12 protein-coding genes, 10 tRNA genes and 3 rRNA genes are annotated in these 16,842 nt (G+C 50.9%); all 25 read left to right on the top strand.

Going from position 1 to position 16,842, the window contains the following annotated elements; all coding sequences use genetic code 11:
* The first annotated feature begins 39 nt into the window (after window positions 1-39).
* The 25 genes from dnaX (at window position 40) to NSU14_RS31585 (ending at window position 16,807) form a co-directional block, all read left to right on the top strand.
* Window positions 40-1,809: a DNA polymerase III subunit gamma/tau gene (dnaX, locus tag NSU14_RS31705; protein WP_340948455.1), complete on the top strand. Its 1,770-nt coding sequence runs from the start codon at window positions 40-42 to the stop codon at window positions 1,807-1,809.
* Window positions 1,810-1,861: 52 nt separating this feature from the next.
* Window positions 1,862-2,173: a YbaB/EbfC family nucleoid-associated protein gene (locus NSU14_RS31700; RefSeq protein ID WP_039309650.1), complete on the top strand. Its 312-nt coding sequence runs from the start codon at window positions 1,862-1,864 to the stop codon at window positions 2,171-2,173.
* 36 nt (window positions 2,174-2,209) lie between these two features.
* Window positions 2,210-2,809, top strand: coding sequence for a recombination mediator RecR (gene recR / locus NSU14_RS31695; RefSeq protein WP_039309653.1), 600 nt, complete (start codon window positions 2,210-2,212; stop codon window positions 2,807-2,809).
* Between the two features lie 203 nt (window positions 2,810-3,012).
* Window positions 3,013-3,279, top strand: coding sequence for a DUF2508 family protein (locus NSU14_RS31690; RefSeq protein WP_052421604.1), 267 nt, complete (start codon window positions 3,013-3,015; stop codon window positions 3,277-3,279).
* 29 nt (window positions 3,280-3,308) lie between these two features.
* Entirely contained in the window at window positions 3,309-3,575 is a 267-nt protein-coding gene (locus tag NSU14_RS31685) for a pro-sigmaK processing inhibitor BofA family protein (protein WP_042132733.1), read from the top strand.
* A 302-nt stretch (window positions 3,576-3,877) separates the two neighbouring features.
* A 16S ribosomal RNA gene (locus NSU14_RS31680) occupies window positions 3,878-5,435 on the top strand.
* Window positions 5,436-5,560: 125 nt separating this feature from the next.
* Window positions 5,561-5,677: ribosomal RNA gene (rrf, locus tag NSU14_RS31675) — 5S ribosomal RNA — on the top strand.
* A 44-nt stretch (window positions 5,678-5,721) separates the two neighbouring features.
* Window positions 5,722-5,798, top strand: a tRNA-Ile gene (locus NSU14_RS31670).
* 29 nt (window positions 5,799-5,827) lie between these two features.
* A tRNA-Ala gene (locus tag NSU14_RS31665) sits at window positions 5,828-5,903 on the top strand.
* A gap of 155 nt (window positions 5,904-6,058) precedes the next feature.
* A 23S ribosomal RNA gene (locus NSU14_RS31660) occupies window positions 6,059-8,989 on the top strand.
* The 16S, 23S and 5S rRNA genes sit together here with 10 tRNA genes alongside, the layout of an rRNA operon.
* Window positions 8,990-9,070: 81 nt before the next feature.
* A tRNA-Ser gene (locus tag NSU14_RS31655) sits at window positions 9,071-9,162 on the top strand.
* A gap of 24 nt (window positions 9,163-9,186) precedes the next feature.
* Window positions 9,187-9,263: transfer RNA gene (locus NSU14_RS31650), tRNA-Met, on the top strand.
* Window positions 9,264-9,272: 9 nt separating this feature from the next.
* Window positions 9,273-9,348, top strand: a tRNA-Val gene (locus tag NSU14_RS31645).
* Window positions 9,349-9,378: 30 nt separating this feature from the next.
* Window positions 9,379-9,454: transfer RNA gene (locus NSU14_RS31640), tRNA-Thr, on the top strand.
* A gap of 18 nt (window positions 9,455-9,472) precedes the next feature.
* A tRNA-Asp gene (locus NSU14_RS31635) sits at window positions 9,473-9,550 on the top strand.
* Window positions 9,551-9,578: 28 nt separating this feature from the next.
* Window positions 9,579-9,654: transfer RNA gene (locus tag NSU14_RS31630), tRNA-Phe, on the top strand.
* Between the two features lie 4 nt (window positions 9,655-9,658).
* Window positions 9,659-9,741: transfer RNA gene (locus tag NSU14_RS31625), tRNA-Tyr, on the top strand.
* An 11-nt stretch (window positions 9,742-9,752) separates the two neighbouring features.
* Window positions 9,753-9,825, top strand: a tRNA-Lys gene (locus tag NSU14_RS31620).
* 154 nt (window positions 9,826-9,979) lie between these two features.
* Window positions 9,980-10,924, top strand: a complete 945-nt coding sequence (locus NSU14_RS31615) for an NAD(P)/FAD-dependent oxidoreductase (RefSeq protein ID WP_340948453.1) — start codon at window positions 9,980-9,982, stop codon at window positions 10,922-10,924.
* Between the two features lie 131 nt (window positions 10,925-11,055).
* On the top strand, window positions 11,056-12,138 hold the full coding sequence (locus tag NSU14_RS31610; RefSeq protein ID WP_340948451.1) for a PucR family transcriptional regulator: 1,083 nt from the start codon (window positions 11,056-11,058) through the stop codon (window positions 12,136-12,138).
* 109 nt (window positions 12,139-12,247) lie between these two features.
* A complete protein-coding gene (locus NSU14_RS31605; protein ID WP_042132735.1) occupies window positions 12,248-13,369 on the top strand; it encodes an ABC transporter ATP-binding protein in 1,122 nt (373 codons plus the stop codon).
* A 287-nt stretch (window positions 13,370-13,656) separates the two neighbouring features.
* Window positions 13,657-14,595, top strand: coding sequence for an HPr(Ser) kinase/phosphatase (hprK, locus tag NSU14_RS31600; protein ID WP_042132736.1), 939 nt, complete (start codon window positions 13,657-13,659; stop codon window positions 14,593-14,595).
* Between the two features lie 12 nt (window positions 14,596-14,607).
* Window positions 14,608-15,639, top strand: a complete 1,032-nt coding sequence (gene lgt / locus NSU14_RS31595) for a prolipoprotein diacylglyceryl transferase (RefSeq protein ID WP_340948450.1) — start codon at window positions 14,608-14,610, stop codon at window positions 15,637-15,639.
* An 8-nt stretch (window positions 15,640-15,647) separates the two neighbouring features.
* Window positions 15,648-16,301 carry a pyrophosphatase PpaX gene (ppaX, locus tag NSU14_RS31590; RefSeq protein WP_340948449.1) on the top strand — a complete coding sequence of 218 codons (654 nt, stop codon included), beginning with the start codon at window positions 15,648-15,650 and terminating at the stop codon, window positions 16,299-16,301.
* On the top strand, window positions 16,298-16,807 hold the full coding sequence (locus tag NSU14_RS31585) for an acyltransferase (RefSeq protein ID WP_076243413.1): 510 nt from the start codon (window positions 16,298-16,300) through the stop codon (window positions 16,805-16,807). Before ppaX ends, NSU14_RS31585 begins: the two co-directional genes overlap by 4 nt.
* Window positions 16,808-16,842: the final 35 nt, after the last annotated feature.

The following is a 16,842-nucleotide window of genomic DNA, read 5'->3' as shown; positions in this document are numbered from 1 at the left end:
AATGCCGGAAAGCGGCAGCCTGAGAGAGGGTAATGCATAGTGGAACATATCGCGCTGTACCGTGCTTGGCGGCCGCAGTCGTTTCAGGATATGGTAGGGCAGCAGCATATTATCCAGACGCTGCAGAATGCGATCCGTGAACAGCGGGTTTCGCATGCGTATCTGTTCAGCGGCCCGCGGGGGACCGGTAAGACGAGTGCGGCCAAGGTACTGGCCAAAGCGGTCAATTGCGAGCGGGGTCCGGGTCCGGAGCCGTGCAATGAATGTCCGTCTTGTCTGCGGATCACAGCGGGCAACGTAATGGATGTCCAGGAGATTGACGCGGCCTCCAACCGGGGTGTTGAAGAGATTCGCGATCTGCGGGATAAGGTGAAATATGCACCTACCGAAGTGCGCCGTAAAGTGTATATTATTGATGAAGTGCATATGCTGACAACAGAAGCATTCAATGCCCTGCTTAAGACGCTGGAAGAACCGCCGCCGCATGTCATGTTTATTCTGGCTACGACAGAGCCGCATAAACTGCCGGCTACGATCATCTCACGCTGCCAGCGGTTTGACTTCCGCCGGGTTTCCCTGGAGGAGCAGACCGGACGGCTGAGAGAGATATGCCAGAAGGAAGGCATTACGGCAGATGCGGACGCACTGCAGTACATCGCCCGTCTGTCCGACGGAGGGATGCGGGATGCGCTGAGCATACTTGATCAGATCTCGTCTTTCACAGACGGGAATGTGACGTATCAGCAGGTGCTGGGCATGACTGGAGGAATTCCATCCGAACAGTTCGCCCGTCTGGCTACAGCCATTTTGGAGAGTGATATGGGGCTGCTGCTGGAGCTTGTCGAGCAGTTGATGCACGAGGGCAAGAGTGCCGACAAATGTCTGGAGAATCTTTTGTATTATTTCCGTGATTTACTTATGATCAAGATGGTACCGGGGGCAGACCAGTTAACCGACCGTGTACTGAATCCGGCGGAATTCCGTGATATGGCAGCAGCCTTTACCCGTGACCGGCTGTTCCTGATTGTGGAGACGCTGAGCCGCTATCTGGGTGAGATGAAATATGCCACTCACCCGCAGACTTTATTTGAAGTAGCGCTGATGAAGCTGTGCAGTACCCAGCAGGATGCGGCTCCTTCAGCGGGCGCTCCGTCTTTGAGTGCTGTAGCACCGGAAGCGGGAAGAAGTTCTTCCCCGGCGGATTCGGGGGAACTGGATGCACTCAAACGGCAGATTGCCGCGCTGGAGAAGAAGCTTGAGCAGGCAATCCAATCCGGAGGTGTGGCCGGCGGGCGAGAGCAGGCTGCGCCGCAGAGAGCGGCCGCCCCGTCAAGCGCTCCAAGAGTATCATCTGCAGGCAAGCTTCCGCCGCAGCTCGATAAGTTCATTGCGGGTAAAGACAGCGCTGACTTTGGCAATGTGTATAAGCAGTGGAGCCAGGTTCTGCAGGGCGTGAAGGAAGAGAAAGTAACTGTGCATGCGTGGTTTGTAGATGGAGAACCGGTTGCAGTCATGGAAGATGCAGTGCTGGTCGCCTTCAAGAATACAATTCACCGGGATACGACTGAGAAGCCGGCCAACCGGCAGGTCATCGAGAATGTGATGTCTGCTAAGCTGGGTAAGCCATACCGGCTGGTGACGATGATGCTGCGTGACTGGAATGAGGCTGCGACCAAGTCAGCTTCCAAGGCCAGCACAGAAGAACTGCATCTGGAGCATGAGCACGAGACTATAGAAGCTAAACCCGAACCATGGATTGACGAGGCGATCCAGCTCTTTGGAGAAGACCTTGTTGTCATAAAGGAATAGAGCCTCAAGCATACTAGCGCAGATAACGCGCATCCCAAAGGAGAGACGATGTATGAATAATATGAACCAAATGATGAAGCAGGTTAAAAAAATGCAGGAGCAGATGCTCAAAGCCCAGGAAGAACTAGGCGGTAAGACCATTGAAGGCTCATCCGGCGGCGGCGTGGTTACCGTTCAGGTGAACGGCCACAAAAAATTGCTCTCCATTCAGATTAAACCGGAGGTTGTTGATCCGGAAGATATCGAAATGCTGCAGGATCTGGTGATCACTGCTGTTAATGATGCTCTTACCCAGGCTGAAGAGTTGGCTAACAACGATATGGGTAAATTCACCGGCGGAATGAAGATCCCTGGCTTATTCTAGGCTTACTCCACTCCCGACCAAAGGAGAACCATTACTTTGTATTATCCAGAACCGCTAGCCAAGCTGATAGAAGCTTTTACACGTTTACCAGGGATTGGCCCGAAGACAGCAGCCCGGCTGGCCTTTCATGTGCTTAACATGAAGGAGGATGAGGTGATTGATTTCGCCAAAGCCCTGGTCAGTGTCAAACGGAATCTTCATTATTGCTCGGTCTGCTGTAATATTACCGATACTGACCCGTGCCGGATCTGTCAGGACAAAACCCGCGATGCTTCGATAATCTGTGTGGTTCAGGACTCCAAGGATCTGGTAGCCATAGAGAGAACCAAAGAGTTTGACGGCTACTATCATGTGCTGCAGGGGGCCATCTCCCCGATGGAGGGCATCGGACCTGATGATATACGGCTGAAGGAGCTGCTGACCAGACTCAGTGATGAGCGGGTCAAGGAGCTGATTATGGCGACCAATCCCAACATTGAGGGCGAGGCCACGGCCATGTATATCTCCCGTCTAGTCCGTCCGTTCGAGATCAAGATCACGAGAATCGCCCATGGCTTGCCTGTAGGCGGCGATCTTGAGTATGCGGATGAGGTAACCCTGTCGAAGGCGCTGGAAGGCCGTCGTGAGCTGTTCTGAGTGTTCTGACAATGAATTGTACTTGAAGAGGCCCTTGGGGCCTCTTTTTTTATTAGGTATAGACTCCAGGGCAGCCAGCATTCAACAAAAGAGCAGACGAGCACTGACTCATGGTTCTAAGTTTGTCCCTATTCCGATATGTATGAGATTAACGGGTGTGCGGCACCGGCTGCGCCAGTAGTCAATCATAGGAGGGGATTGCAATGGGATGGTGGAACACGAAATGGCTGGGCAGAGATGCAGAAGGAGCGAATAATGCCCATACGGAAGAAGAGTGGGGTACAGTGTACCATGAGGTCCGCAAAGCGCAGTCGGAGTGGGAACGGGCATATCTGATGTTTGATGAGGCGATGGGGCAGGACCAGATTGATTATGCCATCTATATACTCGAGGCGGCCGAGCGTAAATACCAGATCCATCTTAAGCATGCCAAGAGACTGGGGCTGAACCGGAGCCGGCTGCCGATGTAACCGGAATAATTATTGAAGGGGGGATCGCAATGCTAAGAACTGTTGCAATGGGTGTACTGATTCTGTCGGGGCTCCTGTTAATTCTAATTGTATTCAGAAAAAAACTGGGGTGGGCATGGATAAGTGTATTTGGAACTCATCTTATTCTGGCTGCAATCGGAATTTATATCGTTAACTTCTCCGGTATTCTAACGGATGTACACATCCCGCTGAATCCCACAACCATAGGCGCGGTAACGATTCTTGGGCTGCCCGGGGTACTAATGCTGCTGGGTTTAAAATTAACTTTGTTTTAATGGTTGACGAGGGTTGTAGATTTATGATACATTAAGTCTCGGCCCTTTGAGCAAGATGTTCTCGGATAACTTGCTGAAAGCTAAAGCGAAAAAAGAAATTAAAAAAAAGCTTGACTGAAACAAAGGTGCTGTGATATATTATAAAGGTCGCTGCTGAAACAAATGACGGTGACAAAAGATGAGACATTGATCTTTGAAAACTGAACAACGAGTGAGTGGGAAATCACGAAAGTGACTTCCAAAAAAGAGAATGAAAATTCTCGTCAGATGTTTCAAAATGAGCAATCGCTCTTTCTAAATACAATTTGGAGAGTTTGATCCTGGCTCAGGACGAACGCTGGCGGCATGCCTAATACATGCAAGTCGAGCGGAGTTTGAATGGAAGCTTGCTTCCATTCTTACTTAGCGGCGGACGGGTGAGTAACACGTAGGCAACCTGCCCTCAAGACTGGGATAACTACCGGAAACGGTAGCTAATACCGGATAATTTCTTTCCTCTCCTGAAGAGAGAATGAAAGGCGGAGCAATCTGCCACTTGGGGATGGGCCTGCGGCGCATTAGCTAGTTGGTGGGGTAACGGCTCACCAAGGCGACGATGCGTAGCCGACCTGAGAGGGTGAACGGCCACACTGGGACTGAGACACGGCCCAGACTCCTACGGGAGGCAGCAGTAGGGAATCTTCCGCAATGGGCGAAAGCCTGACGGAGCAATGCCGCGTGAGTGATGAAGGTTTTCGGATCGTAAAGCTCTGTTGCCAGGGAAGAACGTCCGGTAGAGTAACTGCTACCGGAGTGACGGTACCTGAGAAGAAAGCCCCGGCTAACTACGTGCCAGCAGCCGCGGTAATACGTAGGGGGCAAGCGTTGTCCGGAATTATTGGGCGTAAAGCGCGCGCAGGCGGTCATTTAAGTCTGGTGTTTAAACCTTGGGCTCAACCTGGGGTCGCACTGGAAACTGGGTGACTTGAGTACAGAAGAGGAAAGTGGAATTCCACGTGTAGCGGTGAAATGCGTAGATATGTGGAGGAACACCAGTGGCGAAGGCGACTTTCTGGGCTGTAACTGACGCTGAGGCGCGAAAGCGTGGGGAGCAAACAGGATTAGATACCCTGGTAGTCCACGCCGTAAACGATGAGTGCTAGGTGTTAGGGGTTTCGATACCCTTGGTGCCGAAGTTAACACAGTAAGCACTCCGCCTGGGGAGTACGGTCGCAAGACTGAAACTCAAAGGAATTGACGGGGACCCGCACAAGCAGTGGAGTATGTGGTTTAATTCGAAGCAACGCGAAGAACCTTACCAGGTCTTGACATCCCGATGAAAGCATTAGAGATAGTGCCCCTCTTCGGAGCATCGGAGACAGGTGGTGCATGGTTGTCGTCAGCTCGTGTCGTGAGATGTTGGGTTAAGTCCCGCAACGAGCGCAACCCTTGACTTTAGTTGCCAGCAGGTGAAGCTGGGCACTCTAGAGTGACTGCCGGTGACAAACCGGAGGAAGGTGGGGATGACGTCAAATCATCATGCCCCTTATGACCTGGGCTACACACGTACTACAATGGCCGGTACAACGGGAAGCGAAACCGCGAGGTGGAGCCAATCCCAGCAAAGCCGGTCTCAGTTCGGATTGCAGGCTGCAACTCGCCTGCATGAAGTCGGAATTGCTAGTAATCGCGGATCAGCATGCCGCGGTGAATACGTTCCCGGGTCTTGTACACACCGCCCGTCACACCACGAGAGTTTACAACACCCGAAGTCGGTGGGGTAACCCGCAAGGGAGCCAGCCGCCGAAGGTGGGGTAGATGATTGGGGTGAAGTCGTAACAAGGTAGCCGTATCGGAAGGTGCGGCTGGATCACCTCCTTTCTATGGAGAATCGTCACCTGCAACGGTGACATTCAAATCGGAAGCGTAAGCTTCCGCAATAGAACCTCCGGGTTCGGACACTCACTCGTGTTCAGTTTTGAAAGAGCAAGTCTCTTTCGTATGCGTTTGGTGGCGATAGCGGAGGGGTTCCACACGTACCCATCCCGAACACGACCGTTAAGCCCTCCAGCGCCGATGGTACTTGGACCGAAGGGTCCTGGGAGAGTAGGACGCCGCCAAGCGAACAATCAATTTATTGGTTGATTCACAATGTTATCTGTTATATGGGCTTTTAGCTCAGTTGGTTAGAGCGCACCTCTGATAAGGGTGAGGTCGGTGGTTCGAGTCCACCAAGGCCCACCATATAACATTTTAGAATTGAATACCTCTATGGGGCCATAGCTCAGCTGGGAGAGCGCCTGCCTTGCAAGCAGGAGGTCAGCGGTTCGATCCCGCTTGGCTCCACCAATACTTCTTTACAAGATTATATGCAAGAACTTGATCCTTGAAAACTGGATACCGAAACGAATTTGCGTTTTAGAACATCTTTTAGCTGAAACTTGTGTAAGCAAGTTGAAATAGTTATTAGTTGCTACAGCGATTTTCCTAACGGAAAACGCATTGGTTAAGCTAATAAGAGCACACGGAGGATGCCTAGGCGCCAGGAGCCGACGAAGGACGTGGCGAACAACGAAACTGCCTCGGGGAGCTGTAAGCAAGCTTTGATCCGGGGGTGTCCGAATGGGGAAACCCAGCTGTGGTAATTCGCAGTTACTCGTATCTGAATACATAGGATACGCAGAGGCAGACCAGGGGAACTGAAACATCTAAGTACCCTGAGGAAGAGAAAACAATAGTGATTCCGTCAGTAGCGGCGAGCGAACGCGGAACAGCCTAAACCAAGGGGCTTGCCCCTTGGGGTTGTGGGACGTCTCACATGGAGTTACAAAGGAATATGGTAGGCGAAGAGGTCTGGAAAGGCCCGCGATAGAGGTAAAAGCCCTGTAGCCTAAACTGTGTTCTCTCCGAGACGGATCCCGAGTAGTGCGGGGCACGTGAAACCCCGTATGAATCCAGCAGGACCATCTGCTAAGGCTAAATACTACCTGGCGACCGATAGTGAAACAGTACCGTGAGGGAAAGGTGAAAAGCACCCCGGAAGGGGAGTGAAATAGAACCTGAAACCGTGTGCTTACAAAAAGTCAGAGCCCGATCTATGGGTGATGGCGTGCCTTTTGTAGAATGAACCGGCGAGTTACGTTTAACATGCAAGGTTAAGGTGAGAAGCCGGAGCCGCAGCGAAAGCGAGTCTGAATAGGGCGATTGAGTATGTGGACGTAGACCCGAAACCGTGTGATCTACCCCTGTCCAGGGTGAAGGTGCGGTAACACGCACTGGAGGCCCGAACCCACGCATGTTGAAAAATGCGGGGATGAGGTGGGGGTAGCGGAGAAATTCCAATCGAACTCGGAGATAGCTGGTTCTCCCCGAAATAGCTTTAGGGCTAGCCTCGGTGAATGGAGTGGTGGAGGTAGAGCACTGATTGGGTGCGGGGCCCGCAAGGGTTACCAAGCTCAGTCAAACTCCGAATGCCATTAACTTCTTGCCGGGAGTCAGACAGTGAGTGCTAAGATCCATTGTCAAAAGGGAAACAGCCCAGACCATCAGCTAAGGTCCCCAAGTGTGTGTTAAGTGGGAAAGGATGTGGAGTTGCACAGACAACCAGGATGTTGGCTTAGAAGCAGCCACCATTGAAAGAGTGCGTAATAGCTCACTGGTCGAGTGACTCTGCGCCGAAAATGTAACGGGGCTAAACACACCACCGAAGCTATGGCTAGATGCTTTGCATCTGGGGTAGGGGAGCGTTGTATGCAGGTTGAAGGTGTACCGTAAGGAGCGCTGGACAGCATACAAGTGAGAATGCCGGTATGAGTAACGAAAAGATCAGTGAGAATCTGATCCGCCGAAAGCCCAAGGTTTCCTGAGGAAGGCTCGTCCGCTCAGGGTAAGTCGGGACCTAAGGCGAGGCCGAAAGGCGTAGTCGAAGGACAACAGTTTGAAATTACTGTACCACCGTAATCCGCTATGAGCGATGGGGTGACGCAGGAGGGTAGTGACGCGGACTGATGGATATGTCCGTCTAAGCAGTGAGGCTGATGTGTAGGCAAATCCGCACATCGATAAGGCTGGGCTGTGATGGGGAGCGAAAATTGTAGTAGCGAAGGTCATGATCTCACACTGCCAAGAAAAGCCTCTAGCCAGGAGAAGGTGCCCGTACCGCAAACCGACACAGGTAGGCGAGAAGAGAATTCTAAGGCGCGCGGAAGAACTCTCGTTAAGGAACTCGGCAAAATGACCTCGTAACTTCGGGAGAAGAGGTGCCTCGGTAGGGTGAATAGCCCGAGGGGGCCGCAGTGAAAAGGCCCAAGCGACTGTTTAGCAAAAACACAGGTCTGTGCGAAGCCGCAAGGCGAAGTATACGGGCTGACGCCTGCCCGGTGCTGGAAGGTTAAGGGGAGTGGTTAGGGGTTAAACCCGAAGCTGTGAACCGAAGCCCCAGTAAACGGCGGCCGTAACTATAACGGTCCTAAGGTAGCGAAATTCCTTGTCAGGTAAATTCTGACCCGCACGAATGGCGTAACGACTTGGGCGCTGTCTCAACGAGAGATCCGGTGAAATTTTAATACCTGTGAAGATGCAGGTTACCCGCGACAAGACGGAAAGACCCCATGGAGCTTTACTGCAGCTTGATATTGAATTTGGGTACGATCTGTACAGGATAGGTGGGAGCCGTTGAGGCAGGAGCGCAAGCTTCTGCGGAGGCGCCGTTGGGATACCACCCTGATCGTATCTAGGTTCTAACCTAGTGCCCTTACCGGGTACGGGGACCGTGTCAGGCGGGCAGTTTGACTGGGGCGGTCGCCTCCTAAAGAGTAACGGAGGCGTTCAAAGGTTCCCTCAGAATGGTTGGAAATCATTCGCAGAGTGCAAAGGCATAAGGGAGCTTGACTGCGAGACCTACAAGTCGAGCAGGGACGAAAGTCGGACTTAGTGATCCGGTGGTACCGCATGGAAGGGCCATCGCTCAACGGATAAAAGCTACCCTGGGGATAACAGGCTTATCTCCCCCAAGAGTCCACATCGACGGGGAGGTTTGGCACCTCGATGTCGGCTCATCGCATCCTGGGGCTGAAGTAGGTCCCAAGGGTTGGGCTGTTCGCCCATTAAAGCGGTACGCGAGCTGGGTTCAGAACGTCGTGAGACAGTTCGGTCCCTATCTGTCGTGGGCGCAGGAAATTTGAGAGGAGCTGTCCTTAGTACGAGAGGACCGGGATGGACGTACCGCTGGTGCATCAGTTGTTCCGCCAGGAGCATGGCTGAGTAGCTACGTACGGACGGGATAAGCGCTGAAAGCATCTAAGCGTGAAGCCCCCCTCAAGATGAGATTTCCCAATTAGTAAGACCCCTTGAAGACGACGAGGTAGATAGGTTGGAGGTGGAAGTGCAGCAATGCATGGAGCTGACCAATACTAATCGGTCGAGGGCTTATCCAAATTTTTAATACGCAGATTCGTTTCGGATTCAGTTTTCAGGAATTAATTTCCTGTGCGGATTTACATGGCTACCATTTATTTGGAGAGATACCCAAGTGGCTATAAGGGGACCCTCTGCTAAGGGGTTAGACTGCGTAAGCGGTGCGAGGGTTCGAATCCCTCTCTCTCCGCCATTATAAATCCAATACTTGTAGTGTGGCGGCGTAGCTCAGCTGGCTAGAGCGTACGGTTCATACCCGTGAGGTCGGGGGTTCGATCCCCTCTGCCGCTACCATACATACCCGGAGGCTTAGCTCAGCTGGGAGAGCATCTGCCTTACAAGCAGAGGGTCGGGGGTTCGAACCCCTCAGCCTCCACCATTTTTAAATCTTAGATTCACCTTACACCGTGCCGGTGTAGCTCAACTGGTAGAGCAACTGACTTGTAATCAGTAGGTTGGGGGTTCAAGTCCTCTCGCCGGCACCATTTTTTACATTAAATTGTGGAACCGTGGTGTAGTTGGCCTAACATGCCTGCCTGTCACGCAGGAGATCGCGGGTTCGAATCCCGTCGGTTCCGCCATTTTTTTTGTTTTAAGGCTTGTTTTTATGGCTCGGTAGCTCAGTCGGTAGAGCAAAGGACTGAAAATCCTTGTGTCGGGGGTTCGATTCCCTCCCGCGCCACCATTATGGAGGCTTAGCGAAGTGGCCAAACGCATCAGACTGTAAATCTGCTCACGTACGTGTTCGGTGGTTCGAATCCATCAGCCTCCATCCCTTTTTATGAGCCATTAGCTCAGTTGGTAGAGCACCTGACTTTTAATCAGGGTGTCGAAGGTTCGAGTCCTTCATGGCTCATCCCAATCAAGTCATCACGTTCATGTGATGGCTTTTTTTATGTTTTCTGGAGGTCTGAATATTAAAAAGTATATAAATTACCCGGATTTCGTTTAAAATAGCTCCCCTCGTTTAATTATAAGTCTATAATGCTGTAGAAATGAGGGAATGACAATTGATCTATGATGCGATTATAGTGGGCGGCGGTTTTGCGGGGCTTCAGGCGGCTATTCAATTGGGACGTTACTCGGTCCATCAGGTGCTTGTAATTGATGCAGGAGGCGGAAGATCAAGCATATGCCGGAATTATCATAATATATTGGGCTGGCCTGACGGTGTGCCGGGTGAGGAACTGCGGGCGAGGGGGAGACTTCAGGCCGAAAGGGCAGGTGTAGCGTTTCAGAAGGATAGAATAGTTAAGGCTGAGAAGCCGGACGAATTATTCATACTTCACGGAACCGGGGGGCGGCAATATGCAGGCCGGACTCTGCTGCTTGCTACAGGAGTAATGGACCGGTTTCCTGAGCTGCCGGGCTTACGGCCTGCTCTTGGCATGACGATCTATGTTTGCCCGGACTGTGATGGCTTTGAAATTCAGAACAGGCAGACCGTATTGATGGGCTCCGGTGATGTGGGTGCTAATATGGCTTTTGTTTTAAGGGAACGCACAGGTGACTTGACCTACATTAATCATGAATGTACACCCGTCTCGGCGGAAAATCGTAATCGGCTGCGGGATGAGGATATACAGTATATCGAAGAACCGGTTGCCCGCATTGAGGAAGAGAACGGAAGAATTAAGGCGGTAGCCTTGGAGAACGGTGAGGTTCTGCTGGCAGAGCGCGGATTTATTGCTTTTGGCCAGAATCCGGTACATTCTGAGCTAGCTGCACAGCTGGGAGCAACGCTTCATAAGAACAAGCATGTGGAGGCGAATAAACGTTCATTAATGACTAATATTGAGCATGTATGGGTGGCAGGAGATGTTGCAGTGCATGCGGAGCAGGCGACGGTCGCTATGGGCGAAGGAGCCATTGCCGGGATCTGGATGCATAAGATTTTGAAAAAGATGAATCCGGTAAGTCTGCCTCCAGCCAAGAAGCATTATGCAGCAAAATAGACTTTTGATTCACAACTGATCAAATGTCACTCAGGGTTCAGGAGAGCTATTCCGCAATTTGCAGCAAAATATGATAAAATAGGCGAAAAGAGCAAAAGTGGTGGAGAATGGTGACGATGGATAGTGAGGTTTTGCGTCAAAAATTGGAGCAACTCACCGGAAAGAGAACCGGAATCAAGCAGCTCGGGAGGCAGCATTCAGCTTCTCTTTTTGGCATGGGCACGGAGAAGGATCAAGAGCAGGCGGTCTTTCATGAGGGGTATTTGTGGATTCCCCTATATGAGAATGACGGGCGTATAACCGCGGTGTGGGTGGAGACAGAAGGGCTGTCGCCTCTGGAACTGCAGCTGGTCAATTATGCGGGCCGTAATTTCGCGGTAGCCCTCAAGGCTACCGGGCTTAAGGAAGAAGGAGAGATGGAGGCCCGTCAGCTTAGCGGATGGTTGAACTCGCAGCTTGAGCAAGAGAAGGATGATACAGAGATTCCGGATGATATTACGCTGAAAGGCCGGCTGTTCGGGGATATGATTCCTTTTTTGCTGGTTAGTGAGAATGTCCATAATCCGCAGATGACATACCGTTCGTTAATGAAGCTGCTGCGCAGTTATTTCGAGAACGAAGTTCTGCTAATTCCCCTGTTGGATAAGGAATGGTTAATTTTAGCCCGTAAGGAACTGCTCACCGGCGGAGATGATAAGGAAGATGAGGAAGAAAGTGCTGAGGATCTGCTGTCTCAGACCTCTATGGGACTGCATGAACTGATCGCCAGTGAATGGGTTGGCGTCTTCCATCTGGCGGTTTCTCCGGCCATCATTCCGGTTAAAGGCCTGACAGGCTCCGTTGCTCTGCTGCGCGAGACGATTATTCTGGGCCGGATTTTCCAGGTAGGCGATTATATCCATCTGCCGTGGGAGCTTCATATGGAGCGTCTGGTGAACAGTATCCCCGATGACCGCCGCAGACAGCTGCTGGGTCAGATCGGTGATTATACGGCTGTGCTGGCGGATAAGGAAATGCTGTTGACGCTGGAGACTTTTTTTGAAATGGACTGCAATGTCAGCGAAACCGCGAAGAAGCTGTATATCCACCGGAATACACTCCTGTACAGACTCGACAAGATCAAACAGGAAACGGGAGCCGATGTCCGCAGTTTCGGGGATGCGGCGATTGTGAAGTTAGCCATGTTATTGTATAAAGTGACGAAAAGAAAATAGGATTTTTGTGAACCTTACAAATAGCCAGGAGGCCTGGTCTGGGGTAAGATAAGTGTACAAGAAAGCGTTTGATTTTCTAATCCAATAATTGACTCGAGGGGGAAATACAATGGCAGGCGTACGTTTAGAGCATATTTTCAAAAAATACCCGGGTTCTGATAAAGCAACAGTAATCGATATCAATCTTGATATTAAAGATAAGGAATTTCTCGTACTGGTTGGTCCTTCCGGTTGCGGTAAATCCACAACACTGCGTATGATCGCAGGTCTTGAAGAAATCTCTGAAGGTAAAATGTACATTGGTGACCGTGTAGTGAATGACGTGGCTCCTAAAGACCGCGATATCGCGATGGTATTCCAATCCTACGCCCTGTACCCGCATATGAGCGTGTATCAGAACATGGCTTTCGGTCTGAAACTGCGTAAAGTGAAGAAAGAAGAAATCGACAAGAAAGTGCGCGAAGCAGCAAGAATCCTCGATATCGAGCATTTGCTGGAACGCAAACCTAAGGCACTGTCCGGTGGTCAACGCCAACGTGTCGCTCTGGGCCGCGCTATTGTCCGTGATCCGCAAGTCTTCCTGATGGATGAGCCTCTTTCCAACTTGGATGCTAAACTTCGTGGTCAAATGCGTGCTGAAATCACTAAGCTGGTTAAACGTCTTGAAACCACTTGTATCTATGTAACGCATGACCAGACAGAAGCTATGACAATGGGTGACCGTATCGTAGTTATGTACGATGGTATCATTCAACAAGCAGCTTCCCCTGAAGAATTGTACAATGAGCCTACAAACCTGTTCGTTGCAGGATTCATCGGATCCCCAACAATGAACTTTATCAATGGTACACTCTCCGATGTTGGCGGCGCTGTCCGCTTCCGCGCAGATAACCTTGATGTTGAAGTTCCAGGCGGCAAAGCTACAATCCTGCGCAACAAAGGTTATATCGGCAAAGATGTAATCATGGGCGTTCGTCCAGAAGATATTCATGAAGAGCCAGTGTTCCTGGAAGCTTCCCCTAACACAATCTTCACTTCGCTGGTTGATGTTACTGAAAACCTTGGTCATGAAATGCTCCTCTACTTGAGCGGCCTTGGCGCTAACACTGTAATTGCCCGTGTAGATGGACGTTCCACTACCCGTGAAGGCAGCAAGCCTAGATTGGCAATCGACATGAACAAAATTCACCTCTTCGATAAAGAGTCCGAACTGAACATTCTGCTGGGATAAGACAAAGCACAGCGGGATATAGGTTATAATAGAAGAAAGCCGCCCTCACAGGCGGCTTTTTCTTGTATTGGGCATGTAGAGCCGGAGATAAAACGTAATGGTCCAAGGACCCGGAAAGCAGGGGATTCCGTCAGGACTGGCTTAGCAATACCGTAGGTAATAAGATTGCATTCATAGGCGTTATCAATTAAGATAGCAGGAGAATTACCTGTAGCTGGAATGGGAAAAGTTGTGAACCCGGGTGCAGGAAACGGGCACAACCGCAGGTGACGAAAGGACGGACATACATGGCTAAGAAGGTAAAGGTATCAGAACTGGTACAGCATTTTCAATTAGAGGTTGTTTCCGGACAAGAGGGTCTGAAAAGACCGATTACAGTGGATGATTTGAATCGTCCGGGACTGGAAATGGCCGGTTATTTCGAATATTATCCGGAAGAACGTGTTCAGCTGCTGGGCAAAACAGAGCTGGCCTTTTTCTCAATGCTTCCTGAGGAAGAACGCAAAAGCCGGATTCGCGGGATTTGTAACGATAATACCCCTTGTATTGTAATTACCCGTGCGCTGGACGTTCCGCAGGAGCTTATTGAGATCAGTAATGAAAAGGGACTGCCTGTGCTGCGCAGCTCGATGGCGACCACTATTTTCTCGAGCAGACTGACAAGCTTCCTGGAAGGCAGACTGGCACCTACGGCAACAATCCACGGTGTTCTCTGTGATGTATATGGTGTAGGTATGCTGATTACAGGCAGCAGCGGTATCGGTAAAAGTGAAACGGCGCTCGAACTGGTTAAACGCGGGCACCGCCTGATCGCCGATGATGCCGTAGAGATCCGTCAGACCTCGGATAACCAGCTGCATGGTACAGCTCCGGAGCTCATTCGTCATTTGCTCGAAATCCGCGGGGTAGGGATTATTAATGTAATGACTCTCTTCGGTGCCGGGGCCATCCGTAATCATAAGCGGATCACACTGGTCGTTAGACTTGAGGCCTGGCAGCAGGACAAACAATATGACCGGCTCGGACTGGACGAGGAGACTACACGGATCATTGACACCGATGTGCCGCTTGTAACGATCCCCGTACGTCCGGGACGTAACCTTGCGGTAATTATCGAGGTTGCAGCGATGAACTACCGGTTGAAACAAATGGGCTTTAACGCGGCTCTACAATTTACGAATAAACTTACAGCCACCATCTCTGAAGACATGGATGATCTGGACTAGGAGTGTGAGAGCATGTTTTTTTCATTAGCGATTAATCCGATTGTCTTCTCCATCGGTTCACTGCCTGTTCACTGGTATGGTTTGATACTGGGTCTTGGTGCATTAGCCGGATTATTCCTTGCTATTCAAGAAGGCAAACGCTATAACATTCCGCAGGAGTTCTTCATGGACATGCTGCTGCTCGGAGTCCCTTCGGCGATCATTGGAGCGCGGATTTATTTTGTAGCGTTCAAATGGGAAGATTATAAGGACAACTTGCTGGATATATTCAAAGTCTGGAATGGCGGTATTGCTATTTATGGCGCGCTGATCGGGGCGATCATCTGCGGAATTATTTATTTCCGTTACAAGGGATATCCGTTCTGGCGTATCGTGGACATTTGTGCACCTGGACTGCTCGCCGGTCAGATGATTGGCCGTTGGGGTAATTTCATCAATCAGGAAGCCTACGGCGGCGTTGTAGAGGAATCTTTCCTGCGTGACAAGCTGCATCTGCCGGACTTTATTGTGAATCAAATGTACATAGGGGATGCGTTTCACCATCCGACCTTCCTGTATGAATCGCTCTGGAGCCTGCTGGGCATTCTGATCCTCATGGTGCTGCGCCGCCAGAAATTTGTCCGTGCCGGCGAAATCTTCATGTCCTATTTCATCTGGTATTCGATCGGCCGCTTCTTTATTGAAGCTTTACGTACGGACAGCCTAGGATTTAACGGCAGCAGCGGTTTGGCATCGTTCATTAACGGTCTATGGAGTCCGATGAAATGGCTGGGATTTGAGCAGGGGTATTTCGATCCGGCATACGGGAATGTCCGTATCTCACAGCTGCTGGCACTACTGATCATTCTCGTTGCAGTTGTATTGATCATTGTACGGCGTGTCAGCGGTCAGCCGAAGGATCATTATTCTGATCCGATTGTCAGCACTAAACCGGCAGCGGCAGATGCTGTAGTTCCCGAGAGTGCAGTGAATACACCGCAGAAGGCTCCTCAGCCTATCCAGCCGGTGAAGGACTCATCTGAAGATAAGGAAACAAAGGAGTAGTAGAACTAATGATAGAATGCGTGTTATTTGACTTGGACGGAACGATTGTGAATACTAATGAGCTGATCATCAGCTCGTTCATGCATGCGCTGAAGGAGAATAACCTCCCGGCTCTAACCCGGGAAGAGATTATTCCCCATATGGGAACTACGCTCCAGCAGCAGATGAGCGCGTTCTCCGGTCTGCAGGACACAAGCGTGCTGGAGCTTTCTTACCGTTCATATAATTATGCGCATCATGATGAGCTAATCCGTTCTTTTCCTCATGTGAATGAGACTATGGAAGGGCTGTTAAGCCGGGGAATAAAGCTCGGAATTGTGACAACGAAAATTCGTCCAACTACACTCAAAGCGCTGGAAATGTTCGATCTGCTGAAGTATATGGAGACGATTGTGACGGTCAATGATGTCAGTCAGGCGAAGCCGCATCCGGAGCCTGTCCTAACTGCGGTTTCTAATCTGGGTGTTGATCCGGCCAGAACCCTGATGGTAGGTGACAGTGCGGTCGATATTCAGTCTGCCAAGGCAGCGGGTGTGCGTGTAGCTGCGGTCGCCTGGTCACTCAAAGGTGAGGAAATGCTGCGGAAGTACAACCCGGATTACATCATCCACGACATGAAAGACTTGTATACTATAGTGGAGCAGGAGACGAAGCAGCCGTGAGAAAGTTAACCCGCTATCCGGTGGAGGGCCATAATTCACTCTGGTATATTTACCGTACGGTGAGCCCGTGGAAGGGCGTACGCAATTTTATTTTTATCCAGATTGCCCGCTACTGTCCGGTCTTGCCGCTCAAGAACTGGATTTACCGCAGGGTACTCGGGATGAAGGTGGGCAAGCATACTGCGTTTGGGCTAATGGCGATGGTGGATGTGTTTTTTCCGGAGAAAATTTCGGTCGGTGAGAACTCGGTCATCGGCTATAACACGACCATTCTTGCCCATGAATACCTCATCAAAGAGTACAGGCTGGGTGAAGTCATTATCGGGGAGAACGTCCTGATTGGAGCCAACACAACGATATTGCCCGGCGTTACGATTGGAGATTGGGCGGTTGTCGCCGCGGGTTCTGTCGTGCACAAGAATGTAGCTGCGGGCTCGTTCGTCGGGGGCAATCCGCTGCGTGAGCTGCGTCCGCCGGGATCAGCGGAGAAGGCTGTAGAAGAATAGTCACCAGGTAACCTCTTACCCTGCAGTTTCATATT

This window comes from Paenibacillus sp. FSL R10-2771 (assembly GCF_038000205.1).
GTDB classification, from domain to species: Bacteria; Bacillota; Bacilli; order Paenibacillales; family Paenibacillaceae; genus Paenibacillus_AQ; species Paenibacillus_AQ phytohabitans.
Note: the sequence above shows the minus strand (reverse complement) of the source record. Positions and strands in the feature narration are given on the sequence as shown.

Bases quoted from the DNA above. Each gene is read 5' to 3' on its own strand.
- lgt (WP_340948450.1), top strand. From the start codon at position 14,608: ATGTTTTTTTCATTAGCGATTAATCCGATTGTCTTCTCCATCGGTTCA.
- NSU14_RS31605 (WP_042132735.1), top strand. From the start codon at position 12,248: ATGGCAGGCGTACGTTTAGAGCATATTTTCAAAAAATACCCGGGTTCT.
- NSU14_RS31685 (WP_042132733.1), top strand. From the start codon at position 3,309: ATGCTAAGAACTGTTGCAATGGGTGTACTGATTCTGTCGGGGCTCCTG.
- NSU14_RS31690 (WP_052421604.1), top strand. From the start codon at position 3,013: ATGGGATGGTGGAACACGAAATGGCTGGGCAGAGATGCAGAAGGAGCG.
- ppaX (WP_340948449.1), top strand. From the start codon at position 15,648: ATGATAGAATGCGTGTTATTTGACTTGGACGGAACGATTGTGAATACT.
- NSU14_RS31700 (WP_039309650.1), top strand. From the start codon at position 1,862: ATGAATAATATGAACCAAATGATGAAGCAGGTTAAAAAAATGCAGGAG.
- hprK (WP_042132736.1), top strand. From the start codon at position 13,657: ATGGCTAAGAAGGTAAAGGTATCAGAACTGGTACAGCATTTTCAATTA.